Genomic DNA, 25305 nt, shown 5'->3' with positions numbered 1-25305 from the left:
TCACACCGTCCTAATCCTTGGGTTGATTAATACGTAGAGCAAATCAACAATGATGTTTATAAAGATGAATGCGATTGCAACAACCAGAACAACGCCCTGTACGAGCATCGGCTGGTTGCCGTTGATACCATCGAACATTGCGGTACCCATTCCTGGGAGAGCAAAGATAACCTCAATAACGATTGCGCCACCCATAAGGTAACCAATCTTCATACCAAGGGTTGTGATTGGTGTAATCAAAGCGTTGCGGAACACGTTTCTAGCGACCACCACGCTTTTTGGAATTCCTGCGCCGATTGCGGTTCGCACGTAATCCTTATCCAATTCTTCTACCATTGAGGTTCGTATGATTCGCGTAAGCTGACCGGCTACCGGAAGGCCTAGTGCGAAGCAAGGCATTGCCATTCTTGCAATATAAGCTTCTGGATCTTCAAAGAACGGCACAAAATCGCCGGAACCAGGAAGCCACGCGAGCTTAATCTGAAGAACGTAAATCAAAAGAACGCCAAGCCAGAAGGATGGAGTTGCAATTGCAATAATCGAAAGAACTCGAACTGTCTGATCAACCCAAGTATCGCGGTAAAGTGCTGCAAAAACGCCAAACACTACGGCAAAAATTATTGCAATCAGCAAGCCGATGAAAGTTAGCTGCAGAGTGATTGGGAATGCTTCTGCAACGCGTTCTGCTACGGAATCTTTGTTTACGCCGTAAACACCCATATTTCCTTGGAAAAGGCCAAGAATGTAGGATCCGAACTGCTCCCACCACGGCTTATCGTAACCCATTTCGTGGCGGAAGGCTGCCAGAGCTGCTGGAGACGAGTTCTCGCCTAAAGCTGCAACTGCTGGATCGTATTTTGAAAATGACATAAGGAAGAATACGAGGAACGTAACGCCGAATGCCATGAACGGCAGGGCAATGAGTCGCCTACCTAAAAGTCTAAGAAAATTACTCATAAGACATCCACACATCCATTGAAGAAATTGTTATTTTGTATAACAAAACCGGCTCATCTGCGCAAAGGTGAGAAAGGTAAACAGTTGGGCCGGTTTTGTGACTAGAGGTTTGGGGAATGAAGTTTATTTATTCGCTTCTTGATTTGCACCTACTTTGTTAGCTTTGCTTTTACCAAGTTGATGCCGGTAGATCCGATTGCGTTCCACTCAGCCAAAGAACCCTTCTTTACAGCGGTTGTAGTCTTGCGGTGGAAGAGTGGGTACAGAGGAACTTCGTCGCTAAGCAAATCGAAGCACTGGTTCCAATACTTTTGGCGCTCTGCTGGGGTGCTAGCTGCCAAAGCCTTGTCCATAAAATCGTGAAGTTTTGTATATCCTTCGGAGGTCTTCCAGAATGTGCGCTGACGGGTCCAAGCGTTGTCGCCGTACCACCAGCTCATCAACAAATCTGGATCGTTGCCGAATACGGATGGATCGCCAGGAGCCAAAACCATCGAGTAGTTTGCGTCGTCGCGGTCGGTGATTGATGGGTAAAGTGCGGAAGACTTCATGGACTGAATGTCTACGTCCATGCCTATTTCGGCGAGGTCATTCTTGATTTGTGGGGCAAGCTGGGTGATCCAAGTGTGGTCGGTTGTGTAAAGGGTGAACTTGATTGGTCCGCTTACGCCGGCTTCCTTGAGTAAGCTCTTTGCCTTGTCGATATTCTTGGTGTATACGTTCTTCGCCTTATGGTAGTTTGCGTAGTTCTTTGGCAAGAAGCTTGTTGCTGGCTCGCCTTGGCCGCTCATTTGGTTGGAGATGAGCTTGTTTACGTCGATTGCGTAAAGAACGGCTTGGCGCACTCGCTTGTCATCGAATGGCTTCTGCTTCGTGTTGAACATAACGAATGGGAGAGTGAAGCCCTGAGCGGTTTTAAGTTCAGAGCCAGACGACTTCAAAGTGTTGAAGGCTTGTGCTGGAACCATTTCCATTACGTCTGTTTTGCCGCCTTGCATAGCGGTTACGCGAGCGGTATCGTCAACGGTTATGTTCCAAACCATGTTCTTGGTTTGTGCCTTGTACTTGCCGTTGTACAAATCGTTGCGCTCAAACTTTACTTGGTTATCGGTGATTGATACGTACTTCCATGGGCCGGATCCGATTGGCTGATTCTTTAAGTCTGCATCCGACTTTGCGGTTGGAACAATTTGAATCAAGGCGAGACGCTGCTTGAACAGTGGGAAGGCTTTCTTTAGCTTAAAGATTACGTGACGATTGTCTTTTGCTTCTACGGAATCAATGAAGTCGAGCATAGAAATGTAGAGACTTCCTTGCGCGGTTGTGCGCTTGAAGGAGGATACTACGTCGTCTGCTGTTACTTCTGTTCCGTCCGAGAACTTAGCGGCATCGCGAATTGTTACTTCGTATTCGGTGTCGGAAATTTTCTTTGGCTCTCCTTTTGCAAGAGCGTTGAAAACCTTAAAGTTGCTGTAGTCAAGAGCGTAAAGAGGCTCTGTAACATGCCAGTTTGCTGCCATTGGCAACGCGCCGGATGTTGTAGATGGCGCAAAATCACGGCTTGCGTACGCAACCTGAGCGGTAATCGTGTCTTTGACAGCGGTTTTCGCTTTGACTGATTTGTGGGTTTTTGCGCCGCCGCAGCCAGACAGCATCATTATTGCGGCTAGGCTTGCAGCTATTACAGCGGTTAGCTTTGAGCTAATTCGTTTCATGTTTTCTCCTCACCGTTGAGTTTGTTTATTCACATTTCATCTTTGAATGTGAAAAGTTTTCAATTATAAGCTCGTGTGATTTTCACGTTACTCTAAACATAAGAGGTCTGATGTCTGATGTCAAGTCTTACGTGTGTCGTAATTGTGAAAATTCGTTTATTCTTTATTTTTTTTTTACAACTTTGCTGCAAACCAACGCGTAATCGACGTTGGGTGCGTAATTGCAGTTCCAACAACTGCTGCCCACGCGCCCATCTGCATAACCTCATGCAACTGCTCCGGGGTGTGAATACGCCCCTCACAAATAATAGGGTAGTTTGGGAAAGCTTGCAAAATCTGGCCTAAAAGTTCAAAATCAGGCCCTTCTGTTTTTGGTCTTCCGGGAGAAGTCCCCGCCAAAGTCGTAGATATAATATCCGTTCCACAATCCGCAGCGCGCTTAGCGTCGTCGAAATTGCCGCAATCAGCCATAACAACTATGCCTTCGTCGTGTAGTGCACGAACCGTCTGCTCGTAAGTAAGCCCATCTGGACGTGGCCTATCAGTTGCATCAATCGCAATAATATCCGCTCCAGCCGCCGCGCAGCAACGCGCATGGCGCAAAGTTGGCGTAATATAAACGCCTTCGTGCCCGTCTTTCCAAATGCCAATTACGGGAACGTCAACCTGCCCTTTAATCGCAGAAATATCCGCTAAGCCTTGGCATCGAATTCCTATAGCGCCTCCTTCTACGGCAGCCATTGCCATTTGTGCCATTGTTTCCGGGTGTCTAAGAGGCTCCCCAGGGTAAGCTTGGCAGCTAACAATCAAGCCACCTTTAATTTTTTCAACTACAGAATTCATAGTTTTCTCCTTTGTTTTAGCGTGTTTCAAATGTTTTAGCAGTGTTTCAAACTTGAGTAAGCGGCAAAAGCGGCACCAATTAACGGAGCGGTGCCACCAAGTTTGCCTTTAAGAATCGGAGTGTTCTTAACCAAAGCTAAGGCAGAATCTTCAAACCCAGCGTGCATAGCATCCCACCAAATATTGCCCGCTTCTACAACGGAACCAGAAAGTACTATGACGTCGGGGTCTATAAGATTCGCCATTCCAGCTACACATTCTCCCAAAGCTTTTGCGCTTCTAGCAAGCGTTTCTTTAGCGTGTGGTTGGCCTTCGTTTGCGTAAACACATACTTCGTAGCCGTTTTGTGCCGGGTGAACGCCCTCCGGTAAATCGCGATTGTATAGAGTTGCGAGACCAGTTCCAGACGCAACAGGCTCAATATGCCCCGCATGCGCTCCGCACGAGCAATCGAAACCAACGCCAAGATCGCTAACAACGTGTCCGGCATGGCCTGCAACTGAGTGTGCGCCCGTAAAAAGTTTGCCGTTTATAATAATTGCGCCGCCGATACCCGTTCCTATTCCAACAGAAAGTACAATCGATTTTCCGCGCCCGGCTCCGTAAATAGCTTCCCCTAGTCCGTGGCCGCCAACGTCTCCAATCATATAAACCGGCAAATCGGTTACGTTTTTAAACGCGTCGTAAATCCGCTGCCCGCGCCAACCGGGAAGAATATTCGTTGCCGCCACAATTTCGCCAGTTTTACTATTTGGCACTCCTGCGGCTGCGATTCCGATTCCGCTAATGGTTATGCCATTTTTTTGTGCTTCTTCTAGGATTTGTTTCGCTTTCGCTACTAAACGATTTTTTATATCTTCCCCGCCTTTTGACGCTTCGGTTGGTATTGATCCGTAATCTTGCACAAACGGAATAGCGCAATTTGCAGTATCCGCAGTATCCGCAATATTTTCAGTATTCGCAATATTTTTGCTGCACGAAAGTTCCGGCAAAGTAACCAATCCGTAAGCTATTTTCGTTCCACCTATATCAAAGGCAAGATATGTAGAGCGAGAATCTTTTGTTTCGTTCATAATTACATCCGTTGATTAAATATCTTTTATTTGTGAGGTAATTGAGTTTGACTATTCACGCGTCTTGCGTTGCGTTTACGGCGTCGTAAATGTGCATTAAGTAGTTCAAACGTTCCGAAACGCTGGCGTCTTGAGGAACGCACACTTTTGCTCCCAAATAGTCGATTGCATAGTCGTCTTTTAACGCTTCGCGCGTGGTTTCTTGAATTTCTTTAGAAGTCATTAAAGACGTTGGTTCGTCTGGAGCCATAGGTAAGTGTCCGTCAATCCACTCGTACCCGTATTGCGTAGCGTCTGGTCCTGCCCCTGAGAACATTACTCCCTGCAGAACTCCAGCCTTTCTTGCTTCGCGCACGTGTGCTATAGCAGCTTGAGCGTTGTGTTCTTCGACAACGCTGCGGCCCCAATTAATTGTGACTCCAATTCCCGTATCTTTTGCGATTTGAATTTCATTTTCGAGCGGAAGGAAGCCTTTTTCTGGATTCTGGCCCTCAATATATCTGTCGCAATGTTCTATTACCAGTTTTGCCCCAAGCCAATCCAGTTGTGCTAGCTCATCTAGCGACTTTTTCATTGCGTCCGCGTGCGCTATTCGAGTTGGTGCCGTGTGTATTTCAATATGCGAAATATCGCAGCTGTTGCGAAGGTTTGCAAAATCAGCTATTGCTTGACGAATGTCCTTAAAGAAGGAAATTGCGCGAAGTCGCCCTTCTTCATCCGGGCTTGCTAGTCCAAATTCTGGGTCCGGATCAAAATTTATGTGCCGCATTGTTCCTGGAATTGCGGTTATCGTGTTTTTATGCCAGCTAGACGGGATTGCGTTTGCTAACCATGCTCGGTTTTGTGGGTCTGCTAAATCGCCAGGATATGGGATTTCAGTTCCCGCAACCCAGTTTTGAGTTCCGAGTAAATCGTAGTATTGTTTTTGTTCTTCGCGTGATTTTGGCAGCGACGCGTATGCGCCTACAACGAACTTAGTTTTCAGCATGATATCCTCCTTGAAATCGCGGCTGAATTAGCTTTCTTTGTATGTTACAGTAAACACGCTACAATTCGTCAGACGTCTGATAAATTATCAAATCTTGTTAAGTTTGCAATACTTTACTTTTGCAAAGCAAAGGCTACCATTGCAAAATCAAAATATTTATTCTACGAATTTTTATGAGTTAATCTTCGAATGCCGTATGCTGTAAAGGGAAAAATCATAATGACGTGATACGAAATATTTATTAAAATAATAATTTATAACGCAACTATTTATACGAGCGGCGGTGATGCAATGAATACTAACGATGAACAGTATGGTAATAATGCGCGTAACAATTCTTACGAGCCGCATATTGGCCGCGAATCGCATGTAGTTCCAGGACATTTTGGCGAGCCTCTAAAAGTAACGCACGCACAATATTCGCAAGGAAATGCTGCAGCTCACCCAACGCATCCGTTGCTGCTGTTGTTGCACGGCTGGGGCTCTAACGAAGAAGATTTACTAGATTTATTGCGAATAGTAGCGCCTTATAACGATGCGATTGCGCTTCGTGCTCCTCTCAAGCTCGCTGAAGGCGCGTACAGTTGGTTCCATGATGCCGTGCCACAGCGGGAAGATTTGGATTGCGATATGTATGCGGCTGCGGCGGCAATCGACGAGTGGGTGAGTGCAAATATTCCAGCCAACCGCGATGTAGTTCCGTTTGGTTTCTCGCAGGGAGCTGCGCTCGCAGTGCACGTGCTGCGTTTGAACCCTGACCGCTATCGTGCTGCAGTTGCGCTTTCTGGTTTTATAGCTCCGAACGTTCCTGCTTTTGCCAGCGAAGTTACGCTAAAAGACGACGAATTGGCAGAGCGAAACACGCCTGTATTCTTTGGTTACGGCTTAGAGGATGCAGTTATTCCTCCTTACGAATTTTCTGCCGCGGCCGCTTGGCTTGAGGAACACACGTGGCTTGAGGAGAAGCGATATCGAGGTCTCGATCACGCCGTGCACATGGAGGAACTTGGCGATATTCGCAAATGGTTTGTTACTCACGATATTGCGTCGGGACTTCTTTAGTAGTTGCGATTTGTAAGTTGATTGTGTGAGTTGATTGTGCAAGTTAATTTCGCAAGTTGATTGTGTGAGCTAATTCTATGAATAAAAACGATGATTCCGTTACTTGCGCAATGAAGGAAGCGTTGCGATTGGCGGTAGAAGCGGCTAAGGCGGGTGAAGTTCCTGTTGGTGCCGTTGTACTTGATGGCGACGGCAATATTATTGGCCGCGGCGCAAACTTGCGCGAGCGAGAGTCGGATCCGTTGGCTCATGCGGAAGTGCTTGCTATGAAAAGTGCTGCTATTGCGCGAAAATCTTGGAATTTATCTGACTGCACTTTGGTAGTTACGCTCGAACCCTGCCCAATGTGTGCTGGCGCAATTTTGCAAACTCGTCTTAAGCGCGTAATTTTTGGTGCGTGGGATGCAAAATTGGGTGCTTGCGGGTCAGTATGGGATATTTTACGAGACAGGCATGTAGGCTCATATCCGGAAGTTATTGGTTCTGTGTGCGAATCTGAATGTGCTCAACTTTTGCGAAACTTTTTTGAAAATCATAGGTAAAACTGAATAATTTTTTAGTGTTGCGTTTAATTCAAGATAACGCAGTGCATGAAAAGTAATTTTTTAGCGCGTTCCCCTTGTGTTCATCCTAGCAAAATGTTATAGTTGCGGTAACGTTACCGCATGAGGTAAGTTGAAGAAACTGACAATTGTGGGAACGTTATCTCAATTTGCGGATTCTATTCAGCGCTGATGAAACTGCTCATTGAGAATAATGTTGTACAGAGGCTCTTATGCATGGTTGCATAGTGCTGTTTTTCTCCAACGAAAGGAGTATATGAAAAAACGTAGTATAAAACATGGAGTACAAGCTAAAATCAAAACATATCGATAACAGTGCAAAATTGTTAGCACTGGTTGAGCATAAGAGATGAGCTGGAGGTGTCATGTCGTACATTACGATTCGCGATGTTGCGCAACGTGCTGGTATATCAGTATCAACTGTTTCCCGCGCATTGAATAATACGGGTCGTATATCGGCAAGCACTAAGGCGAAAGTTGAGCGTGCAGTTGCGGAATTAGGTTATATACCAGATTCTCGCGCTCAGGCAATGCGGTCATCTCATACTAAGACAGTTGGGTTACTTGTGCCAGATATACGCAATGCATATTTTGCTGAGCTTGCGTATACTGTGCAAGACTCGTTGTTTGATGCCGGCTATTGTGCGTTTATTGGAACATCTTCTGAGAGTGCAGCTCGTCAAGATTCATTCATTACAAGTATTCTTTCTCAACGCATTGATGGTGCGATTATTGTGCCTCAAGGTGAGGAGACTGATGCTATGAGAATGTTGATGGAACAGCATCTTCCACTTATGTTTATGGATAGACATGTGGAGCCTCGGACTGGTGATTTGACGCATGTGCCAGTTGTGGATTCGGATCCAGAGCAAGGTATTCGTGACGCATTATTGGATGTTAAACAACATGGTTTTTGCTCAGTTGGCTACGTGTCGGGTCCAATTATCGCTTCACCGTCACTGCAAGAACGCGAACAAGTATTTCGTACAGTGGCTTCTGAGATATTTGGCGAAGAACATGTATTTGTAGAATCTACGGGGTTTGAACAATCCTCATGTGCTAGCGTGTTGCATCGCATGATTAGCGTTGGCGTAAAAGCGCTTATTATCGGCTATTCGCCAGATGCGCTGCGAGTGATGGATGTAATGGCTCGTGAAGGATTAGTGATAGGTAGTGATATTTCAATTATTTCGTTTGATGATGTTGAAATATTCCGCTTAGCAACGCCGCGTATTTCTACTATTTCGCAACAAGTTCAGCGTATTGGTCGTACTAGTGCTGCACTTTTTTTGGATATGTTAGAACATAATGTTGATGTTCAATCGCAGCGAGTAGAAACTATGTATATTCCGCGTGAATCGTTAGGAAATGCGTAGTTGTAAGGCTGTTATTTTATAGCTTGACACTATTGTTATTGATTTTTGTACTGTGACTTTGTAAGCGTGTGCAGCAATCGCCTGAGCGTACCGTTGTTGTTACGTTTTGCATGCACATTGCAGCATAATTCTCATCCAAAGCACAAGCGTAATGTAGCGTAATTTATTGCATTTTCGTGGCAGCAGTGGTGCTGTAGCGAAGAAAGAGGTAAGACATGACGGAACTATCGCTAGTAGGAGTATCGAAAATATTCGGTAATTCTACAGTAGTTGACAATTTGTCTGTAACAGTAAAACCGGGTGAAGTGCATGTTCTCCTTGGTGAAAATGGTGCGGGCAAGTCAACAGTTATTAAGATGATGAGTGGCATTTATCAGCCAGATAAAGGTCATATTGAGATCAATGGTGAAACAGTGCGAATTCCTAATGTGGATGCTGCTCGCAAATTGGGTATTGCTGTGATTCACCAAGAGTTAAATTTGGTGCCAGAACTTTCTATTATGGAAAATTTGTTCCTTGGTATGCTTCCCACTAAAGCTGGTTTTATTGATCGTGCGACGATGCGTACTCGTGCGAAAGTCGCATTACAAGTTATCGGTTTAGATGAAGATGTTAATAAGCCAATGGGAGAACTTGGCGTAGCTCGTCAACAAATGGTAGAAATTGCTAAAGCGCTTATGCAGCATGCATCTATTCTTATTCTTGACGAACCGACTGCAGCTTTAACGAAGCGTGAATGTGAACAATTATTCAGCATTATGGAAGATTTAAAATCCAAGAATGTTGGCATGGTGTTTATTTCTCACCATTTGGATGAGATTGCGCGCGTTGGTGATGTTGTAACTGTGCTTCGTGATGGTAAATATGTCGATACTGTTGATGCGAAAGTTTCTGAGAAGGAACTTGTAAAACTCATGGTAGGTCGTGATATTACAAATCAATTCCCTCATGGCAAACGTAGTCAAGGCAAAGAGCTGCTAAAAGTAGAAGGCTTAACGCGAAAAGGTGCGCTAGAAAACGTATCCTTCAGTGTTCATGCTGGCGAAGTTGTGGGTCTTGCAGGTTTGGTAGGTGCTGGTCGTACCGAAGTTCTTCGTGCAATATTTGGTGCAGATAGCTATGATTCAGGCACAATAACTGTTGATGGTAAGCCAATTGCAAAAGCGAATATCGCAGGAAGCATTGCAGCCGGTCTTGGTTTAGTCCCAGAAGATCGTCGAGTACAAGGATTGATTCTTGAGGCATCTGTTGCAGAAAATTTGGGAATTTCTACATTAGTTTCTACAGCACACGCCGGCTTTGCAGATTTGAAAGGGCAGCGTACTCGCGAAGAAGAAACTGCAAAAAAATTGCGTATTCGTATGGCAAACATTGATCAATTCGCTGGTTCGCTATCTGGCGGTAATCAACAAAAAATTGTGTTCGGTAAATGGTCTATGGCGAACGTGAAAGTGCTATTGCTGGATGAGCCTACTCGTGGTGTTGATGTTGGTGCTCGTGTAGAAATTTACGAGTTGATTAACAATATCGTAGAAAATGGAGGTGCTGTGCTAATGGCATCCTCAGATTTGCCTGAAGTGCTTGGCATGTCAGATCGCGTATTGGTGATGTCGAACGGCAGAATCAGCGGTGAATTAGCTGCAAACGAGGCTACGCAGGAAAGTGTGATGGAACTTGCAGTGACTCACCTTAATGCATCTGGTATTTGAGCATACAGAAATGAGCAAAACCTTACTGTTTTCAATATGAAACTGATACATGAGCCATGTTGAAATCTTAAAAATTAAAGTTACCAATCAAACGTAAAACTTGCATACAACAATTTATTGCGCATACCAGTGCAGTGAGTTATAGCAAAATTTGTTAAAGGAGTATAAATTATGGCTGCTACGAGTAGTGCAAAATCTGAGCATTTGGGATACGGTGCAGTTGATAAAGGATTTTTGCCTGCAGCGAAAAAGTTTGCATCTCGCAATGGCGCTCTTATTGGCTTGGTTATTTTATGCGCTGCGCTTTCATGCGCTACGCCGGCATTTTTGACGAGTGTGAATATTCTCAATGTGGGTATTCAAGCTGCGACAGTTGCTATTTTGGCATTCGGTCAAACCTTTGTTATCGTGTCCGCTGGTATTGATTTGTCAGTAGGTTCGGTGGCTGCAATTTCTAGCATGTTGGTTGCATATACAGGCGTTTCTATGGGGTTGCCACCAGTGCTGACTGTTGTGGTTGGTATAGCAACCGGTGCACTTTTTGGACTTATTTCTGGCGTAGCTAACGCTTTCCTTAAGTTGCCATCGTTTATTGCCACATTGGCAATGATGTCTGTTGCGCGTGGCCTTACCCTTGTTGTTTCAGACGGTCGTCCTATTTCTACATCCGGCATGGTTAATTTCTTTGGTGCCAACATATTAGGTATTCCAATGCCAATTGTGATGATGATTATCATGGGTGTTATTGCTGCAGTAATACTGAACTTCACCACTACTGGTCGTTCTATGTATGCTGTTGGCGGCAATATGGAAGCTTCGCGCCTTTCTGGCATCAATATTCATAAAACACAAATTATGGTGTTTGTTCTTTCGGGTATTTTTGCCGCTGTCGCCGGTTTAGTTATTGCTGGTCGTCTACATTCCGCTCAGCCTCAGGCTGCCACTGGTTACGAAATGGATGCGATTGCTTCCGTTGTTATCGGTGGTGCTTCACTTTCTGGCGGCAAAGGCAAGATTTCTGGCACTTTCGTAGGAGCAATTTTGTTGGCTGTAATTCGTAACGGCTTGAATATTTTGAATGTTTCCTCGTTCTGGCAGCAAGTAGTTATCGGTTTGGTTATTGCATTCGCTGTAAGCCTTGATACTTTGCGCCGTAAGGAAGATACGCACTGACAGCAAATTAATACTTTTTATAAACTTGATCTTCTCGTAGTAAGGAGGTGAATCTTGCAAATGTTGATTCGTAAGCGGTGAGTAATCAATATTTTCAGCAAGAATTGAAACAATTTGGAATATTATAACTGAACTTTATAACTCAAAACTACGTAACAATAAGGTAAAGAGATGGTGAAACATCAGCCTTATGTCACTGCAATATTGTGGATTTATTGAACTAAAAAACTTGCGGTAGCACAGGGCAATAATCAAAGGAGATATGATGAATTATCCAATTATGCGTCGAAGCGTAAAGATTGCTTGCGCGTTTGCAGCAGCATCTGCACTTATTGTCAGCATGAGTGCATGTGGTAGTACTAATGGTGGCGATAAAGTCGCATTGCTAGTTTCTACTTTGAACAATCCGTTCTTTGTGGATCTACGTGATGGTGCTCAAGCTGAAGCAAAGAAACTTGGTGTTGATTTGCAAGTTTCCGACGCTCAGAATGATTCTGCAAAGCAGCAGGATCAAGCGCAGAATGCTCAATCGCAAGGTGCAAAAGCTGTTATTATTAACCCTGTAGATTCTGATGCTGCTGGTCCTGCAGTTGCCCCGTTGCTAAGCGCGAACTTGCCTGTGATTTCTGTTGACCGTTCTGTAACTGGTGAAAAAGTTACTTCGCATATTTCTTCCGATAATGTTGCTGGTGGTGCTCAGGCTGCTGACACGCTAGCTAATAGTATTAGCGAAAAAGGTGAAGTTTTGATTTTGCAAGGTATTCCTGGAGCGGCTTCTACTCGCGACCGTGGCAAAGGATTCAAAGATCGTATTAAGAAATATTCAAATATTAAAGTTGTAGCAGAACAAACTGCTAACTTTGACCGTGCTGAAGCATTAAATGTGGCTACTAATTTGTTGCAATCGCACCCGAATGTAACTGGCATTTACGCCGAAAATGACGAGATGGCATTAGGCGCCATTCAAGCATTAGGAGCTAAAGCTGGTAAAGAAATTAAAGTAGTCGGTTTTGATGGCACTGCTGACGGTATGAAAGCTATTAAGGCCGGCACAATGGTTGGAACAATTGCTCAGCAACCAAAGGAACTTGGCCGTTCTGCCGTTGCTGCTGCTGTAAAAGCTATTAAAGGGAAAAGTGTTCCAAAGACTGAGCCAATTACTGTGAAAACGGTAACAGCAAAGAATGTGGGTGATTTTGAGTAATACATATTTGCATAAAACTATGTAATTCCGTGTATAAACATTAAAATTTATGTTGAGTAGTTTTATGGATCAATATAGCTAATGCAAAATTTATATGGCGCTGGGAGCATTCATGATGCTTTCGTGAAAATAATCGCAACAGTAAAATTTATTAATACCGTATGATTTAGTGTTCTCAGCGCCATTTTTTCTTAATAAGATTTTTATCATATATGTTCGTGGTGGCGAACTTGTTATAAAGGTGATGATCATTGTTGATGTCACTTTCATGAGCCGTGATATGGGGTGAATTATGTTAACTCATGGTATTTTGAACGCACAATTAGCAGCTGCTATTGCAAAATTAAGGCATAAGGATCAATTTGTTGTTTCTGACTGTGGCTTGCCTGTCCCGGCGGGCGTAGAAGTTATTGATTTAGCCTTGGTTTTTGGAATACCGCGATTTACTGACGTGCTTGCATCAATAAAGGATGATCTTGTTCTTGAGTCTGGTATTATGGCGGAAGAAGCTTGTGATGATGTTCCAGAAACATGGGTCAAGGATCTGCTTGGCGTGCCATTGACTTATGTGCCGCATGATGGCGAACAAGGATTTAAGGCTCTTGTTTCGCAAGCTAAATTCGTGATTCGAACGGGTGAGACTACCCCGTATTCTAACGTGTTGCTGCGTTGTGGTGTTCCATTCTAAGCTTTGTTTTGCGCAATATTTAGGGAGAATTATGTCTAGTTATCATATGCTTGACTCGTTGGAGAGTTTAGAAAAGATTAAAGTCATTCAGCCTGTTAATGTGGATTTGCAACATGAAACATTGCCTGCGATGCGAAATATGAAGATGCCTACTGTAGCGATAGTTGGTTCTATGAATGCGGATTATACTATTGTTGCTAATCGTCTTCCTATGCCTGGTGAGACCATTAAAGGCAACGAAATACGAATACTGCCTGGAGGTAAGTCAGGTAATCAGGCAGTATCTGCTGCAAAGCTTGGTGCGCACGTATGTATGTTCGGTGCGGTAGGCGATGATGCTAATGCTGATTTTCTTACTGGTGCTTTGCAAGAATCTGGTGTTGATACGACGTATGTACGTCATGTACCCAATTGCAACAGTGGTGCAACAGTGATTACAGTGGATGCGCAAAGTGGCGAAAATACTATTGTTTATGCGCCTGGATCTAACTCGCAAGTTGATGTTGATTATATTCAGTCGCCATCTGTGAAAGCTGCTATTACTAGTGCAAAAGTATTAGGACTTTGTTTGGAAAGTCCGTTAGAATCGGTTACGATGTGCGCTCGCTTAGCGCATGAGCATGGCGTAAAAGTTTTGCTTAATAATTCGCCTTTTTTGGATACATTACCGCAAGATCTTATACGATCTGCAGATATCTTACTGGTTAATGAGCATGAAATGGCGCAATTGTTGCATATTTCAGAACCTGATAATGGCGATTGGGATTCGTTTGATTGGCAGCATGCACTTCGTGCAATGCATGAGTTTGGCTTTAATGAAGCGATAGTAACACTTGGTTCAAAGGGGTCTATTGTTTTGGATTATGCCGATAATTCAGTGCATAGAATTATGGCTCAGCATGTCAATGCTGTTGATACCACTGGTTGTGGTGATGCTTTTATGGGTACTGTGCTCGCATGTTTGTCTGCAGATATGCGACTCGTTGATGCGGCTTCGTTGGCTTCTTATGTAGCTGCATATGCTGCTACTGGATTTGGTGCACAAGCTTCTTACGGCACAGTTGCTCAAATTCGTCAATTTTTTCACTTGTAAGTAGGTGATGCATGCATAAATTGTGTATATTCAGTTGACGTTCGCGCCTTGCCGATATACAAAATTTTGACATTCTCCAAAAACTGTGTAATATGCTATAAAAACCAAAAAGCAGTTGGCTGATTTTAGTCACTACGATCAGCCTTACTGCTTTTTATTATATTTGTAGTCGCTTCGACGTAATTCCTGTAAATGCATGAATCTCGCCTAAGCACACTTTTACCTAAAAGGAGGTGTCACTATGAGTGGCATGAAATATGCAATGATCGGTTCTGGAGCTATGGGATATCGCTATGGCGTTTTGTTGCAGGAAACGGCCGGTATTCATGTTGACTTCATTGACACCTGGGATAAGAACGTAAATAAGGTGCGTGAGCAGGGCGGTGTAATGGTTAGCCGAGACCACGAAAACCGCCATTTGGTGCCGATTAATATGTATACGCCGGAAGATTACGATGGCAATCCAGACGTGTGGATTGTGTTTATGAAGCAGATGCAGCTTGCAGAAATGTTGGAGCGTTGCAAGCATCTGTTTAAGGATCATCAAGTTGTGTTTGCTGCAATGAACGGTTGGGGGCACTTCGAAAAGTTGCAGCAGTACTTCCCGGATGATCATATTTATGGTGGAACTGCCATGATTGCAACAGTTTTGAACGGCCCGGGAGACGTTGATTTTATTGGTAAAGTTGGCGTTGGAACCATGAATATGTGCGCGTTGAATGAGCAGGTAAGCGATGTTGAGCTTGCTATGCGAGACGACTTTAAAGCTGCTGGTTTGAACCCTACTATTACGGAAGATTTTAAGGGTACTTGCATGGCGAAGGTGATTTTTAATTCCGTAATTAATACTTTGTGTACTATGTATCAGATTCAGATGGGTCAGTTTATTTCGTACCCAGGAGCAATGGATATGGCTCGTCAGCTTATTAACGAAGCGTACGATGTGTGCGATCGTGCCGGAATTCGTATGGTTAATACGCGTCAGCAAGAGATGGAAGCTATTGATTATGTAAGTCGCGTGGCAAATCCTTTGCATTATCCTTCTATGTATCAAGATATGAGCCGCGGTCGTGAAACGGAAGTCGACTATATCAACGGTTATATTGCGAAGCTTGGTCGCGAAAACGATTACGTTTGCCGCACTCACGAGTTCTTAACTCACGGCGTGCACTTAGCTGAGCTTGCTTTTAAGTTGCATCACCAGCAATGATTGAGAGACTATCCCTATAGCTCTTACAGTGAATGAGAAGGAGGCGCGGCTCGCGGTTTTTACTGTGGGCCGCTTTTTTATACTCTTTTAACTACAATATTTACAAGTATAATAACTTTTATATATACTTGTAAAACGCATAGTAAATATACATGTATTAAGTATACGCATGGATTGTCTGTAGAAAAGTTAGGTTAATGCATATGGTTACGGTAGCTCCAATAAGCACTATGGTTCCTATTAGCGCTTTTAGTAATGGTAAATCTGCGCAGGCTTTTGCAAAAGTGAGTGCTGGCATGCCAGTTACAGTGTTAAAAAACAATCAACCAATGTACTTCATTATTGATCGCGAAGATTTTGAGCATTACCAATCACTTGAGGAACAACTCCAAAAGTATATTGAAGAAGCCATTGAAAATAAAAACGAGGAAGCTCGTAAACAGGTTCAAAATCACGAATTTACTCATGAATCACACACTGCTTCAGATATGATGGATTACCTAAATGGACTGTGAAAAGAGACGACTTCTTACAATTAAGTCATTTGATAATGACTACAAAAAGATTCGTAAAAAGCATATTAACACTGAAAATTTTCTTGCTGTATTTCAGGCTCTTATAGATAATGATTAACAGATATTAAAGAGTAAATATCGTGATCATGCTCTTACTGGTAGTTGGAAAGGGTACCGTGAGTTGCATGTACAGCCAGATTTACTGCTTATTTATTGGGTTGATGGCTTGTCTGTTTCTTTAGTATTGGTGAGATCTGGTAGTCATGATGAATTATTCTCTAATGCTAGAACTGATTCTAAAATTATTCGCAAGTATTCTGAAATGGTAAGTAATGCTCTATCGTTGCTTGAAAAATCCAAAGATAGCTGAAATATGGAATAATAAATTATAGATAATAAAAAATAGATTATAAAAATAATTAATGGGGAATGTATGACTACTTTTGATCGAGCGAACTTGCCGCAATCCGTGCGCACAAACGGCGCTACGCCAAACCCTTGGTGGGCGAATGCTGTTGTGTACCAGATTTATCCGCGAAGCTTCCAAGATACGAACGGTGACGGCATTGGCGATTTGAAGGGAATCACTTCGCGCCTCGACTATTTGGCGGATTTAGGCGTTGACGTGCTCTGGCTCAGCCCTGTTTACAAGTCCCCACAAGACGATAACGGTTACGATATTTCAGACTATCAAGATATTGATCCGCTTTTTGGAACCTTGGAAGATATGGACGAGCTTTTGGCTGGTGCTCACGAGCGCGGGCTTAAAGTCGTGATGGATTTGGTAGTAAATCACACTTCTGACGAGCACGCTTGGTTCCAGGCTTCCCGCGACGCTTCAAGCGATTACGCGGATTGGTATTGGTGGAGGCCGGCGCGTGAAGGTTGCGTCCCTGGTGAGCCGGGCGCGGAGCCGAATAAGTGGGGTTCGTATTTTGGCGGTTCCGCGTGGACGTACGATCCAAAGCGCGGCGAATACTATCTTCACCAGTATTCGCCAAAGCAGCCAGATTTGAATTGGGAAAATCCTGCGGTTCGCGCTGCCGTGTACAAGATGATGAATTGGTGGATGGATCGCGGAATCGACGGCTTCCGTATGGATGTGATCACGCAAATTTCCAAGCATGTTGATTCTGAAGGTCGTTTGCCGGGTGAGGTTGGTTGCCAGATTGAGGATTTGCCAGCCGGAGCCGACGGCTATTCTTCGCCATTCCCGTTCTGCTCAGACGGCCCTCGCTTAGACGAGTTCTTGCGCGAGATGCGTGCAAAAGTTTTCGAAGGGCGTGAAGGTTTCTTGACCGTTGGTGAAGCTCCAGGAATTTCTCCGCATCGCAACACATATATTACGGATCCTGCTCACAGTGAACTCGACATGCTATTCCTGTTTAATCACGTGGATATCGATTGCGAAAACGGTACTAAGTGGAATCCTGTGCCTCTTAAGCTTACTTCGTTAAAGCGCGTGATGGCTGAACAGCAGCAGGCTGTAGAGGATGCTGGTTGGGCGAGCCTGTTCTTTAATAACCACGATCAGCCTCGTGCGCTTTCTCGTTGGGGAAGTGAAGCTAGCGACGAGATGCGCGTGCGTTCTGCGAAGGCGATTGCAATGCTTCTGCACATGCACCGTGGCACGCCTTACGTGTACCAAGGCGAGGAAATCGGTATGACTAACGCGCACTTTACGCGTCTCGAACAGTATCGCGATTTGGAAGCGTTAAACATGTTTAAGCAGCGCGTAGAAGAAGCGCATATTCAGTCGGCGGAGTCGATGATGGATGCGCTCGCAAAGCGCGGCCGAGATAATTCTCGAACTCCAATGCAGTGGAATGCGTCTAAATATGCGGGATTCATGCCTTTTAATGTTCCGTCGTTAAATAATGCGGAGCCGTGGATTAGCGTGAATCCTAATTATGTGGATATTAACGCGGCTGAGCAGATGGAAGATTCGGATTCCGTTTACGCTTTCTATAAGTATTTGATTGCGTTGCGTCATTCGGAGCCTATTGTTTCTGCTGGTTCTTGGAATTTGGTTGATGCGGATGACGAGTGCGTGTACGCGTTTGTGCGCGAGCTTAAATCTGGTTGTGAGAAGCAGGGTGATTCTGCGAAATCTGCTGAATCTAGTGCGGAATCTGCTGCGGATTCTGCGAAACGCATGCTCGTAATGGTTAATATGACGGATTCAACTGTACCTATTCCTGCAGAAAGTGCGAAAATGCTGCAAAATCGCGTTTCTAACGATTTTGTAGAGCATGACGTAATGGTTACAACCTACGACGTAAATCATGCGCTTACATCGCTTAAAAACGGTACTCTTGCGCCTTGGGAAGGTGTTGCAATCCTTTTGTAATAACTGAAGTAATCGAAAGCAAATAATTAGCCCTCGCTACTTTGCCAACCTGTTTGCAAATTGGTTTGAGTAGCAAGGGCTATTTTATTTTCGGTTCGTTATTCTACGTTTAGACGTCACGTATTAGACGTCACGTATTAGTTACTATATTCTTCAATAGTTTCGTCTACCAACTTTGGCAGAGCTTTCGCAATATCTTCGCGGATTATGCGCTTTGCCAAATAATCGTATTGGGTGGCACCCAAGTTCATTATCGTAATCGGTACTCCCGCGCGCGCTGCCAACGGCACTAAAGATGCGGCTGGAAATACTTCTAGTGTGGAACCAATAACCCACATTTCGTCCGCTTTAACTATTGCCTGCGCGCTGCGTTCCATAGCGCCTTCCGGAAGTGCTTCTCCAAAATATACGACGTCTGTTTTTATAAGCCCATTGCAAGGCATATTGCTGCGGTATGGCAGGGCACGTCTGCAATGCGGATCCGGGTGCTCATCTAAATCGCGCATAATATCGGCAGTATTGTAGCTTGCATGGCAGCTCATACAGTGCGAGGTGCCGATGCTTCCGTGAAGATTGACTATAAAGTTTGGATCGTTTCCGGCTTTTTCGTGAAGGGCGTCAAAGTTTTGCGTTGCTATAAGGTTGAGCATACCGGCTTGCTCGAGCTTCACGAGCGCTTTGTGTGCGGTTCCCGGCTGCGCGTTCCAAACGGGGGATTCTTTTTGCCAGCGCCAAGAGTAGATACGTTCCTCTTTGCTGCTTAGGAACGCGTCTATGTCGTAAACACTCATCTGCTCCGGGTGCTTAGTCCATACGCCGTCTGGGCCGCGAAAGTCGGGGATGCCTGCGCTTGTGGAGATTCCGGCGCCGGTTAGCACCACAATGTGGTGCCCGTGCTTGCTTGCGCGAGTGTTGGTGGTGTTGGTGGTGTTGCTCATTCTTCTACTCCTTCGTTTTGCTAAGTTCTCATTTTCTATAAGTATTTATTTATAAGTGTTATTTAATTAGTGTTTATAAGTGTTTATTTTTAAGTATCTACTTATATAAGTATTTCTCACGCCATATATAGCGCTCATATAATATAGCGCTCATATATTTTTGCGTATATCTTACCTATTTCTGCCTCGAATATGTCTTTTTTGCGTTGTTTTCGTGTTGGCTTTGTGTCTTTGTTGCTGTTTTGTTTAATGTTGGTTAGTGCGACACTCCCGGGTTTTGTGTTTTTGGGGTTGTTTTTGGTTATTTTTGTTGGTTTTGGGTTGGGTTGTTGGTTTGTTGTTGGTTTTTTGTCTGGTTTTTTACTGTTTTCGACACGCCGGTGTTTTGGCTTGTTTTCAATGGTTTTGGGGTGTTTGTTTTTGGTGGGTTTGCGTTTTGGCGTGGGTTGGTGTAAGTTTATCTCTTGCTGCTCAGCGCGGCTGGTTCTCCTCGGTTGAGGTTGATGGGCCGGCTGGTGTGGTGGTGGTTTGAGAACTCAAGAGCGTGTCTGTACTACTTATTAGTTAATTATTGCCAGTTCATTGCCTGCCTCACAGATTGTGGGGTGCCTGAGAGATGGTTAAATGGTGGTGAGGTTTTTGTTGGGATGTTCTTTCCTTAAAGAATGTCTCGTCTTTTTCTTATTTTTTGGAGCCTTATTTTGGCTCTTCATTGAATTTTTTCGTGGAGGGTTCGATTCTGGCTCAGGATGAACGCTGGCGGCGTGCTTAACACATGCAAGTCGAACGGGATCTGACCAGCTTGCTGGTTGGTGAGAGTGGCGAACGGGTGAGTAATGCGTGACCAACCTGCCCCATGCTCCAGAATAGCTCTTGGAAACGGGTGGTAATGCTGGATGCTCCAACTTGACGCATGTCTTGTTGGGAAAGTGTTTAGTGGCATGGGATGGGGTCGCGTCCTATCAGCTTGTAGGCGGGGTAATGGCCCACCTAGGCTTCGACGGGTAGCCGGCCTGAGAGGGCGGACGGCCACATTGGGACTGAGATACGGCCCAGACTCCTACGGGAGGCAGCAGTGGGGAATATTGCGCAATGGGGGAAACCCTGACGCAGCGACGCCGCGTGCGGGATGAAGGCCTTCGGGTTGTAAACCGCTTTTGATTGGGAGCAAGCTTTCGGGTGAGTGTACCTTTCGAATAAGCGCCGGCTAACTACGTGCCAGCAGCCGCGGTAATACGTAGGGCGCAAGCGTTATCCGGAATTATTGGGCGTAAAGAGCTTGTAGGCGGTTCGTCGCGTCTGGTGTGAAAGCCCATCGCTTAACGGTGGGTCTGCGCCGGGTACGGGCGGGCTAGAGTGCAGTAGGGGAGACTGGAATTCCCGGTGTAACGGTGGAATGTGTAGATATCGGGAAGAACACCAATGGCGAAGGCAGGTCTCTGGGCTGTTACTGACGCTGAGAAGCGAAAGCGTGGGGAGCGAACAGGATTAGATACCCTGGTAGTCCACGCCGTAAACGGTGGACGCTGGATGTGGGGCCCATTCCACGGGTTCCGTGTCGGAGCTAACGCGTTAAGCGTCCCGCCTGGGGAGTACGGCCGCAAGGCTAAAACTCAAAGAAATTGACGGGGGCCCGCACAAGCGGCGGAGCATGCGGATTAATTCGATGCAACGCGAAGAACCTTACCTGGGCTTGACATGTGCCTGTCGACTGCAGAGATGTGGTTTCCCTTCGGGGCAGGTTCACAGGTGGTGCATGGTCGTCGTCAGCTCGTGTCGTGAGATGTTGGGTTAAGTCCCGCAACGAGCGCAACCCTTGCCCTGTGTTGCCAGCGGGTTATGCCGGGAACTCACGGGGGACCGCCGGGGTTAACTCGGAGGAAGGTGGGGATGACGTCAGATCATCATGCCCCTTACGTCCAGGGCTTCACGCATGCTACAATGGCCAGTACAACGGGTTGCGACATGGTGACATGGAGCTAATCCCTTAAAACTGGTCTCAGTTCGGATCGTAGTCTGCAACTCGACTACGTGAAGGCGGAGTCGCTAGTAATCGCGAATCAGCAACGTCGCGGTGAATGCGTTCCCGGGCCTTGTACACACCGCCCGTCAAGTCATGAAAGTGGGCAGCACCCGAAGCCGGTGGCCTGACCTTTTTGGAGGGAGCCGTCTAAGGTGAGGCTCGTGATTGGGACTAAGTCGTAACAAGGTAGCCGTACCGGAAGGTGCGGCTGGATCACCTCCTTTCTACGGAGTTTTTGTGCACGCTCGGTTGAGTGTGGTTACTGGTGTGGAAATCAATAGTTAATGTTTTTAAATGAGTTTGTTGGGCATGCTTTTGGGTTCCCGGATTGCCACCCCTCCTTTTTGGGGGTTGCGGTCCTGGCCCTTGGATTTCAGGTTGAGGCTTTTATTGTTTTTGGCTTGGGTTCTTGGTGTTGTGGTGGTTTGAGAACTGGATAGTGGACGCGAGTAAAATGCGAAACTTTTTGTTTCGATTTTTTTTGCTTTTATCAATTTCAACCGGCTCCTTTTGTTGGAGTCGCTTGATCGTTTTGTGATCGTTTAGTGTGATGATTTTTTGTCTAGAGAATTTTGCTGATGGGTTCTTACTTTAGTGTTTGTCACTGGTAAGGGCGTATGGTGGATGCCTTGGTAGACAGGACCGATGAAGGACGTGACGGGCTGCGATATGCCTCGGGGAGCTGCCGAGTGGGCTTTGATCCGAGGATTTCCGAATGGGGAGACCCGGCCACTGTTATGGGTGGTCACCACAGTTTTTGTGGGGGGTACGCAGGGAAGTGAAACATCTCAGTACCTGCAGGAAAGGATACTCCGTGAGTAGTGGCGAGCGAAAGCGGATCAGGCTAAACCGGGTGCGTGTGATAACCGTCAGGTGTTGCGCATTCGGGGTCGTGGGATTGACTGTTCAGCCTCTGACGGGGTTGAGGAGAGTGATAAAATGTCGTGCTAGGTGAATGGGATTGAATTCCCAGCCGTAGAGGGTGATGGCCCCGTAGCTTGTCGTGCGATGTCTCTTTATGTTTATTCCCAAGTAGCGCGGGCCTCGTGGAATCCCGCGTGAATCTGCCCAGACCGTTGGGTAAGCCTAAGTATTCCTGTCTGACCGATAGTGTACTAGTACCGTGAGGGAAAGGTGAAAAGCACCCCGGGAGGGGAGTGAAATAGTTCCTGAAACCGTGCGCTTACAATCCGTCGGAGCCTTCTTTGTGGGGTGACGGCGTGCCTATCGAAAAATGAGTCTGCGAGTCAGTGGTATGTGGCGAGGCTAACCCGGGTGGGGGAGCCGTAGCGAAAGCGAGTTTTAAAAGGCGTTTGAGTCGCATGTCCTGGACCCGAAGCGGGATGATCTAGCCCTGAGCAGGTTGAAGCGCGGGTAAGACCGTGTGGAGGACCGAACCCACCTAGGTTGAAAACTGGGGGGATGACTTGGGGTTAGGGGTGAAAGGCCAATCAAATTCCGTGATAGCTGGTTCTCTCCGAAATGCATTTAGGTGCAGCGTCGTGTTATTGCTTACAGGGGGTAGAGCTACTGGATGCTTGCGGGCCCATACCGGGTACCAATAGCAGCCAAACTCCGAATACCTGTTAGGTTTATCACGGCAGTGAGTCGGCGGGGGATAAGCTCCGTCGTCAAAAGGGAAACAGCCCTGATCGTCGTCTAAGGTCCCGAAGCGCGTGCTAAGTGGGAAAGGATGTGGAGTCGCATAGACAGCCAGGAGGTTGGCTTAGAAGCAGCCATCCTTGAAAGAGTGCGTAACAGCTCACTGGTCTAGTGGTTCCGCGCCGACAATGTAGCGGGGCTTAAGCACGCCACCGAAGACGCGACTGCATGAATTTTGTTCATGCGGGGTAGGAGAGCGTCCTGTATGGGGTGAAGCGGCAGTGTGAACTTGTCGTGGACTGTACGGGAGTGAGAATGCAGACATGAGTAGCGAGAGACGGGTGTGAATCCCGTCCGCTGAATGACTAAGGGTTCCGGGGCCACGTTCGTCGTCCCCGGGTGAGTCGAGTCCTAAGGCGAGGCCGACAGGCGTAGTCGAATGGATGAACGGGTTGATATTCCCGTACCGGTGTTACACCGTTCGAACTGAATCTGAGAGTACTAACCTTCATTTGCGAGTTGGCTTCCTTTCGGGGTTGTTGGCTTGTTTGTGTTGGGACTGTATTGGTAGTAGGTTAGCGTGGGAGTGACGCGGGTAGGTAGCCGGCTGCGGAGGTGGTTTTCCGTGGCTAAGCGTGTGGGCTGTCTCCTAGGTAAATCCGGGGGATGTTAAGCTGAGGCGTGATGGGTAGGCTGTAAGGCTGATTCCGGTGATCCTGCTTGCCGAGAAAAGCTTCAACGTGAGGTGTGATTCCGCTCGTACCCTAAACCGACACTGGTGGTCTGGTAGAGTATACCGAAGCGATCGGGCGAATCCTGGCCAAGGAACTCGGCAAATTACTCCCGTGCCTTCGGCATAAGGGAGACCCTTGATGGTGATATGGTTTTACGCTGTTGAGCTGTTGGGGGTGGCACAAGCTAGGGGGTAGCGACTGTTTACCAAAAACACAGGAGCGTGCGAAGGCGTAAGCCGCTGTATACGCTCTGACGCCTGCCCGGTGCCGGAAGGTTAAGAGGATCCGTTAGCTTCGGTGAAGCGGTGAATTTAAGCCCCGGTAAACGGCGGTGGTAACTATAACCATCCTAAGGTAGCGAAATTCCTTGTCGGGTAAGTTCCGACCTGCACGAATGGCGTAACGACTTCCCCACTGTCTCGGCCAGGAGCCCGGCGAAATTGCAGTACGAGTAAAGATGCTCGTTAAGCGCAGAAGGACGAAAAGACCCCGGGACCTTTACTATACCTTGGTATTGTCGTTAGGTGTGGATCGTGTAGCATAGGCGGGAGGCTGTGAAGCGTGGGCGCTAGCTTGCGTGGAGTCGAATAGTGAAATACCGCTCTTTCCATATCTGGCGTCTAACCTCAGCACGTTATCCGTGTTAGGGACAGTGCCTGGCGGGTAGTTTAACTGGGGCGGTTGCCTCCTAAAGAGTAACGGAGGCGCTCAATGGTCCGCTCAGCCCGGTTGGCAATCGGGTGTTGAGTGTAATCGCACAAGCGGGCTTGACTGTGAGACTGACGGGTCGAGCAGGGACGAAAGTCGGAGATAGTGATCCGGTGCCGGCGTACGGACGTGGCATCGCTCAACGGATAAAAGGTACCCCGGGGATAACAGGCTGATCATTCCCAAGAGTCCATATCGACGGGATGGTTTGGCACCTCGATGTCGGCTCGTCGCATCCTGGGGCTGGAGCAGGTCCCAAGGGTTCGGCTGTTCGCCGATTAAAGCGGCACGCGAGCTGGGTTCAGAACGTCGTGAGACAGTTTGGTCTCTATCCTCTGCGCTCGTTGGAATGTTGAGGAGACCTGCCCATAGTACGAGAGGACCTGGGTGGACGAACCTCTGGTATGCCGGTCGTCACGCCAGTGGCGCTGCCGGTTAGCTACGTTCGGAAGGGATAACCGCTGAAAGCATCTAAGCGGGAAGCCTGCTCCAAGATAAGCATTCCATGCACGTTAGTGTGTGAGCCCCCATGTAGAACACGTGGTTGATAGGCTAGATGTGGAAGCCCTGTAAGGGGTGGAGCTGACTAGTACTAATGGGTGATGGTGACATTCTTCTCTACTCTTGTGAGTGGGGAGGGTGAGTTTCTGTGAGTATTTTTCTTCTAGCGTTAATGAGTACTGAATGTTTTGCTTAACGATCGGTTGGTAAGAGTTGTTTTTATTCGCGTTCATGTCCGGTTCCCAAACCGCCAACTTGCCACTCACTGCTGGTGAGTGTT

The 25305-nt window shown here is 46.4% G+C and carries 19 protein-coding genes and 2 rRNA genes; 15 read left to right on the top strand and 6 right to left on the bottom strand.

All coding sequences use genetic code 11. The features are described 5' to 3' along the window. The 5 genes from HXT56_RS05400 to HXT56_RS05380 form a co-directional block, all read right to left on the bottom strand. Nucleotides 1-906, bottom strand: coding sequence for an ABC transporter permease (locus tag HXT56_RS05400; RefSeq protein WP_165846104.1), 906 nt, complete (start codon nt 904-906; stop codon nt 1-3). A gap of 200 nt (nt 907-1106) precedes the next feature. After that, nucleotides 1107-2672, bottom strand: a complete 1566-nt coding sequence (locus tag HXT56_RS05395) for an ABC transporter substrate-binding protein (RefSeq protein ID WP_116712618.1) — start codon at nt 2670-2672, stop codon at nt 1107-1109. 174 nt (nt 2673-2846) lie between these two features. Next, the gene (locus HXT56_RS05390; RefSeq protein WP_421777961.1) at nt 2847-3515 is read right to left on the bottom strand and encodes an N-acetylmannosamine-6-phosphate 2-epimerase; all 669 of its coding nucleotides are present in this window, start codon (nt 3513-3515) and stop codon (nt 2847-2849) included. Nucleotides 3516-3550: 35 nt separating this feature from the next. Beyond that, nucleotides 3551-4588, bottom strand: coding sequence for an ROK family protein (locus HXT56_RS05385; protein WP_421777960.1), 1038 nt, complete (start codon nt 4586-4588; stop codon nt 3551-3553). A 55-nt stretch (nt 4589-4643) separates the two neighbouring features. Next, nucleotides 4644-5576, bottom strand: a complete 933-nt coding sequence (locus HXT56_RS05380; protein WP_421777959.1) for a DUF4862 family protein — start codon at nt 5574-5576, stop codon at nt 4644-4646. A gap of 291 nt (nt 5577-5867) precedes the next feature. Between HXT56_RS05380 and HXT56_RS05375 the strand changes: the two genes are divergently transcribed. From HXT56_RS05375 to HXT56_RS05320, 12 genes are all read left to right on the top strand, one after another. Continuing rightward, the gene (locus HXT56_RS05375) at nt 5868-6638 is read left to right on the top strand and encodes an alpha/beta hydrolase (protein WP_116712614.1); all 771 of its coding nucleotides are present in this window, start codon (nt 5868-5870) and stop codon (nt 6636-6638) included. A gap of 77 nt (nt 6639-6715) precedes the next feature. Next, nucleotides 6716-7180, top strand: a complete 465-nt coding sequence (locus HXT56_RS05370; RefSeq protein WP_116712613.1) for a nucleoside deaminase — start codon at nt 6716-6718, stop codon at nt 7178-7180. A 386-nt stretch (nt 7181-7566) separates the two neighbouring features. Continuing rightward, complete coding sequence (locus HXT56_RS05365) at nt 7567-8577, top strand: LacI family DNA-binding transcriptional regulator (protein ID WP_116712612.1); 1011 nt, start codon at nt 7567-7569, stop codon at nt 8575-8577. A 215-nt stretch (nt 8578-8792) separates the two neighbouring features. Further along, nucleotides 8793-10286 (top strand): sugar ABC transporter ATP-binding protein, encoded by a 1494-nt coding sequence (locus HXT56_RS05360; RefSeq protein ID WP_421777958.1) that lies wholly within the window; start codon nt 8793-8795, stop codon nt 10284-10286. 171 nt (nt 10287-10457) lie between these two features. Beyond that, nucleotides 10458-11459, top strand: coding sequence for an ABC transporter permease (locus HXT56_RS05355; RefSeq protein ID WP_116712610.1), 1002 nt, complete (start codon nt 10458-10460; stop codon nt 11457-11459). A 265-nt stretch (nt 11460-11724) separates the two neighbouring features. Further along, a complete protein-coding gene (locus HXT56_RS05350) occupies nt 11725-12663 on the top strand; it encodes a D-ribose ABC transporter substrate-binding protein (RefSeq protein WP_421778501.1) in 939 nt (312 codons plus the stop codon). A gap of 292 nt (nt 12664-12955) precedes the next feature. Beyond that, complete coding sequence (rbsD, locus tag HXT56_RS05345; RefSeq protein WP_116712608.1) at nt 12956-13351, top strand: D-ribose pyranase; 396 nt, start codon at nt 12956-12958, stop codon at nt 13349-13351. A gap of 46 nt (nt 13352-13397) precedes the next feature. Further along, nucleotides 13398-14444 carry a ribokinase gene (locus HXT56_RS05340; RefSeq protein WP_116712643.1) on the top strand — a complete coding sequence of 349 codons (1047 nt, stop codon included), beginning with the start codon at nt 13398-13400 and terminating at the stop codon, nt 14442-14444. A gap of 241 nt (nt 14445-14685) precedes the next feature. Then, nucleotides 14686-15654, top strand: a complete 969-nt coding sequence (locus HXT56_RS05335; protein WP_116712607.1) for a ketopantoate reductase family protein — start codon at nt 14686-14688, stop codon at nt 15652-15654. A 203-nt stretch (nt 15655-15857) separates the two neighbouring features. Further along, nucleotides 15858-16169 carry a prevent-host-death family protein gene (locus tag HXT56_RS05330; protein WP_116712642.1) on the top strand — a complete coding sequence of 104 codons (312 nt, stop codon included), beginning with the start codon at nt 15858-15860 and terminating at the stop codon, nt 16167-16169. 181 nt (nt 16170-16350) lie between these two features. Beyond that, a complete protein-coding gene (locus HXT56_RS05325) occupies nt 16351-16539 on the top strand; it encodes a hypothetical protein (protein ID WP_421777957.1) in 189 nt (62 codons plus the stop codon). A gap of 63 nt (nt 16540-16602) precedes the next feature. Beyond that, nucleotides 16603-18519 carry an alpha-glucosidase gene (locus tag HXT56_RS05320; protein WP_421777956.1) on the top strand — a complete coding sequence of 639 codons (1917 nt, stop codon included), beginning with the start codon at nt 16603-16605 and terminating at the stop codon, nt 18517-18519. A gap of 137 nt (nt 18520-18656) precedes the next feature. Here HXT56_RS05320 and HXT56_RS05315 read toward each other — a convergent pair whose 3' ends face one another. After that, nucleotides 18657-19457, bottom strand: coding sequence for an SIR2 family NAD-dependent protein deacylase (locus tag HXT56_RS05315; RefSeq protein WP_421777955.1), 801 nt, complete (start codon nt 19455-19457; stop codon nt 18657-18659). Between the two features lie 385 nt (nt 19458-19842). Between HXT56_RS05315 and HXT56_RS05310 the strand changes: the two genes are divergently transcribed. The 3 genes from HXT56_RS05310 to HXT56_RS05300 all read left to right on the top strand — a co-directional run bounded on the left by HXT56_RS05310 (nt 19843) and on the right by HXT56_RS05300 (nt 25139). Continuing rightward, the gene (locus HXT56_RS05310; protein ID WP_162720529.1) at nt 19843-19989 is read left to right on the top strand and encodes a hypothetical protein; all 147 of its coding nucleotides are present in this window, start codon (nt 19843-19845) and stop codon (nt 19987-19989) included. 189 nt (nt 19990-20178) lie between these two features. Next, nucleotides 20179-21704, top strand: a 16S ribosomal RNA gene (locus HXT56_RS05305). 373 nt (nt 21705-22077) lie between these two features. Next, nucleotides 22078-25139: ribosomal RNA gene (locus tag HXT56_RS05300) — 23S ribosomal RNA — on the top strand. Together the 16S and 23S rRNA genes form the textbook arrangement of a ribosomal RNA operon. Nucleotides 25140-25305: the final 166 nt, after the last annotated feature.

Source organism: Gardnerella nova (assembly GCF_049244055.1).
GTDB classification, from domain to species: Bacteria; Actinomycetota; Actinomycetes; order Actinomycetales; family Bifidobacteriaceae; genus Bifidobacterium; species Bifidobacterium vaginale_H.
This window is presented reverse-complemented; position numbering and strand designations above follow the sequence as displayed.

Bases quoted from the DNA above. Each gene is read 5' to 3' on its own strand.
- HXT56_RS05340 (WP_116712643.1), top strand. From the start codon at position 13,398: ATGCTTGACTCGTTGGAGAGTTTAGAAAAGATTAAAGTCATTCAGCCT.
- HXT56_RS05375 (WP_116712614.1), top strand. From the start codon at position 5,868: ATGAATACTAACGATGAACAGTATGGTAATAATGCGCGTAACAATTCT.
- HXT56_RS05385 (WP_421777960.1), bottom strand. From the start codon at position 4,588: ATGAACGAAACAAAAGATTCTCGCTCTACATATCTTGCCTTTGATATA.
- HXT56_RS05315 (WP_421777955.1), bottom strand. From the start codon at position 19,457: ATGAGCAACACCACCAACACCACCAACACTCGCGCAAGCAAGCACGGG.
- HXT56_RS05330 (WP_116712642.1), top strand. From the start codon at position 15,858: ATGGTTACGGTAGCTCCAATAAGCACTATGGTTCCTATTAGCGCTTTT.
- HXT56_RS05365 (WP_116712612.1), top strand. From the start codon at position 7,567: ATGTCGTACATTACGATTCGCGATGTTGCGCAACGTGCTGGTATATCA.
- HXT56_RS05350 (WP_421778501.1), top strand. From the start codon at position 11,725: ATGAATTATCCAATTATGCGTCGAAGCGTAAAGATTGCTTGCGCGTTT.
- HXT56_RS05320 (WP_421777956.1), top strand. From the start codon at position 16,603: ATGACTACTTTTGATCGAGCGAACTTGCCGCAATCCGTGCGCACAAAC.
- HXT56_RS05335 (WP_116712607.1), top strand. From the start codon at position 14,686: ATGAGTGGCATGAAATATGCAATGATCGGTTCTGGAGCTATGGGATAT.
- HXT56_RS05395 (WP_116712618.1), bottom strand. From the start codon at position 2,672: ATGAAACGAATTAGCTCAAAGCTAACCGCTGTAATAGCTGCAAGCCTA.
- HXT56_RS05360 (WP_421777958.1), top strand. From the start codon at position 8,793: ATGACGGAACTATCGCTAGTAGGAGTATCGAAAATATTCGGTAATTCT.
- HXT56_RS05380 (WP_421777959.1), bottom strand. From the start codon at position 5,576: ATGCTGAAAACTAAGTTCGTTGTAGGCGCATACGCGTCGCTGCCAAAA.
- HXT56_RS05355 (WP_116712610.1), top strand. From the start codon at position 10,458: ATGGCTGCTACGAGTAGTGCAAAATCTGAGCATTTGGGATACGGTGCA.
- HXT56_RS05390 (WP_421777961.1), bottom strand. From the start codon at position 3,515: ATGAATTCTGTAGTTGAAAAAATTAAAGGTGGCTTGATTGTTAGCTGC.
- HXT56_RS05370 (WP_116712613.1), top strand. From the start codon at position 6,716: ATGAATAAAAACGATGATTCCGTTACTTGCGCAATGAAGGAAGCGTTG.
- HXT56_RS05400 (WP_165846104.1), bottom strand. From the start codon at position 906: ATGGCATTCGGCGTTACGTTCCTCGTATTCTTCCTTATGTCATTTTCA.
- rbsD (WP_116712608.1), top strand. From the start codon at position 12,956: ATGTTAACTCATGGTATTTTGAACGCACAATTAGCAGCTGCTATTGCA.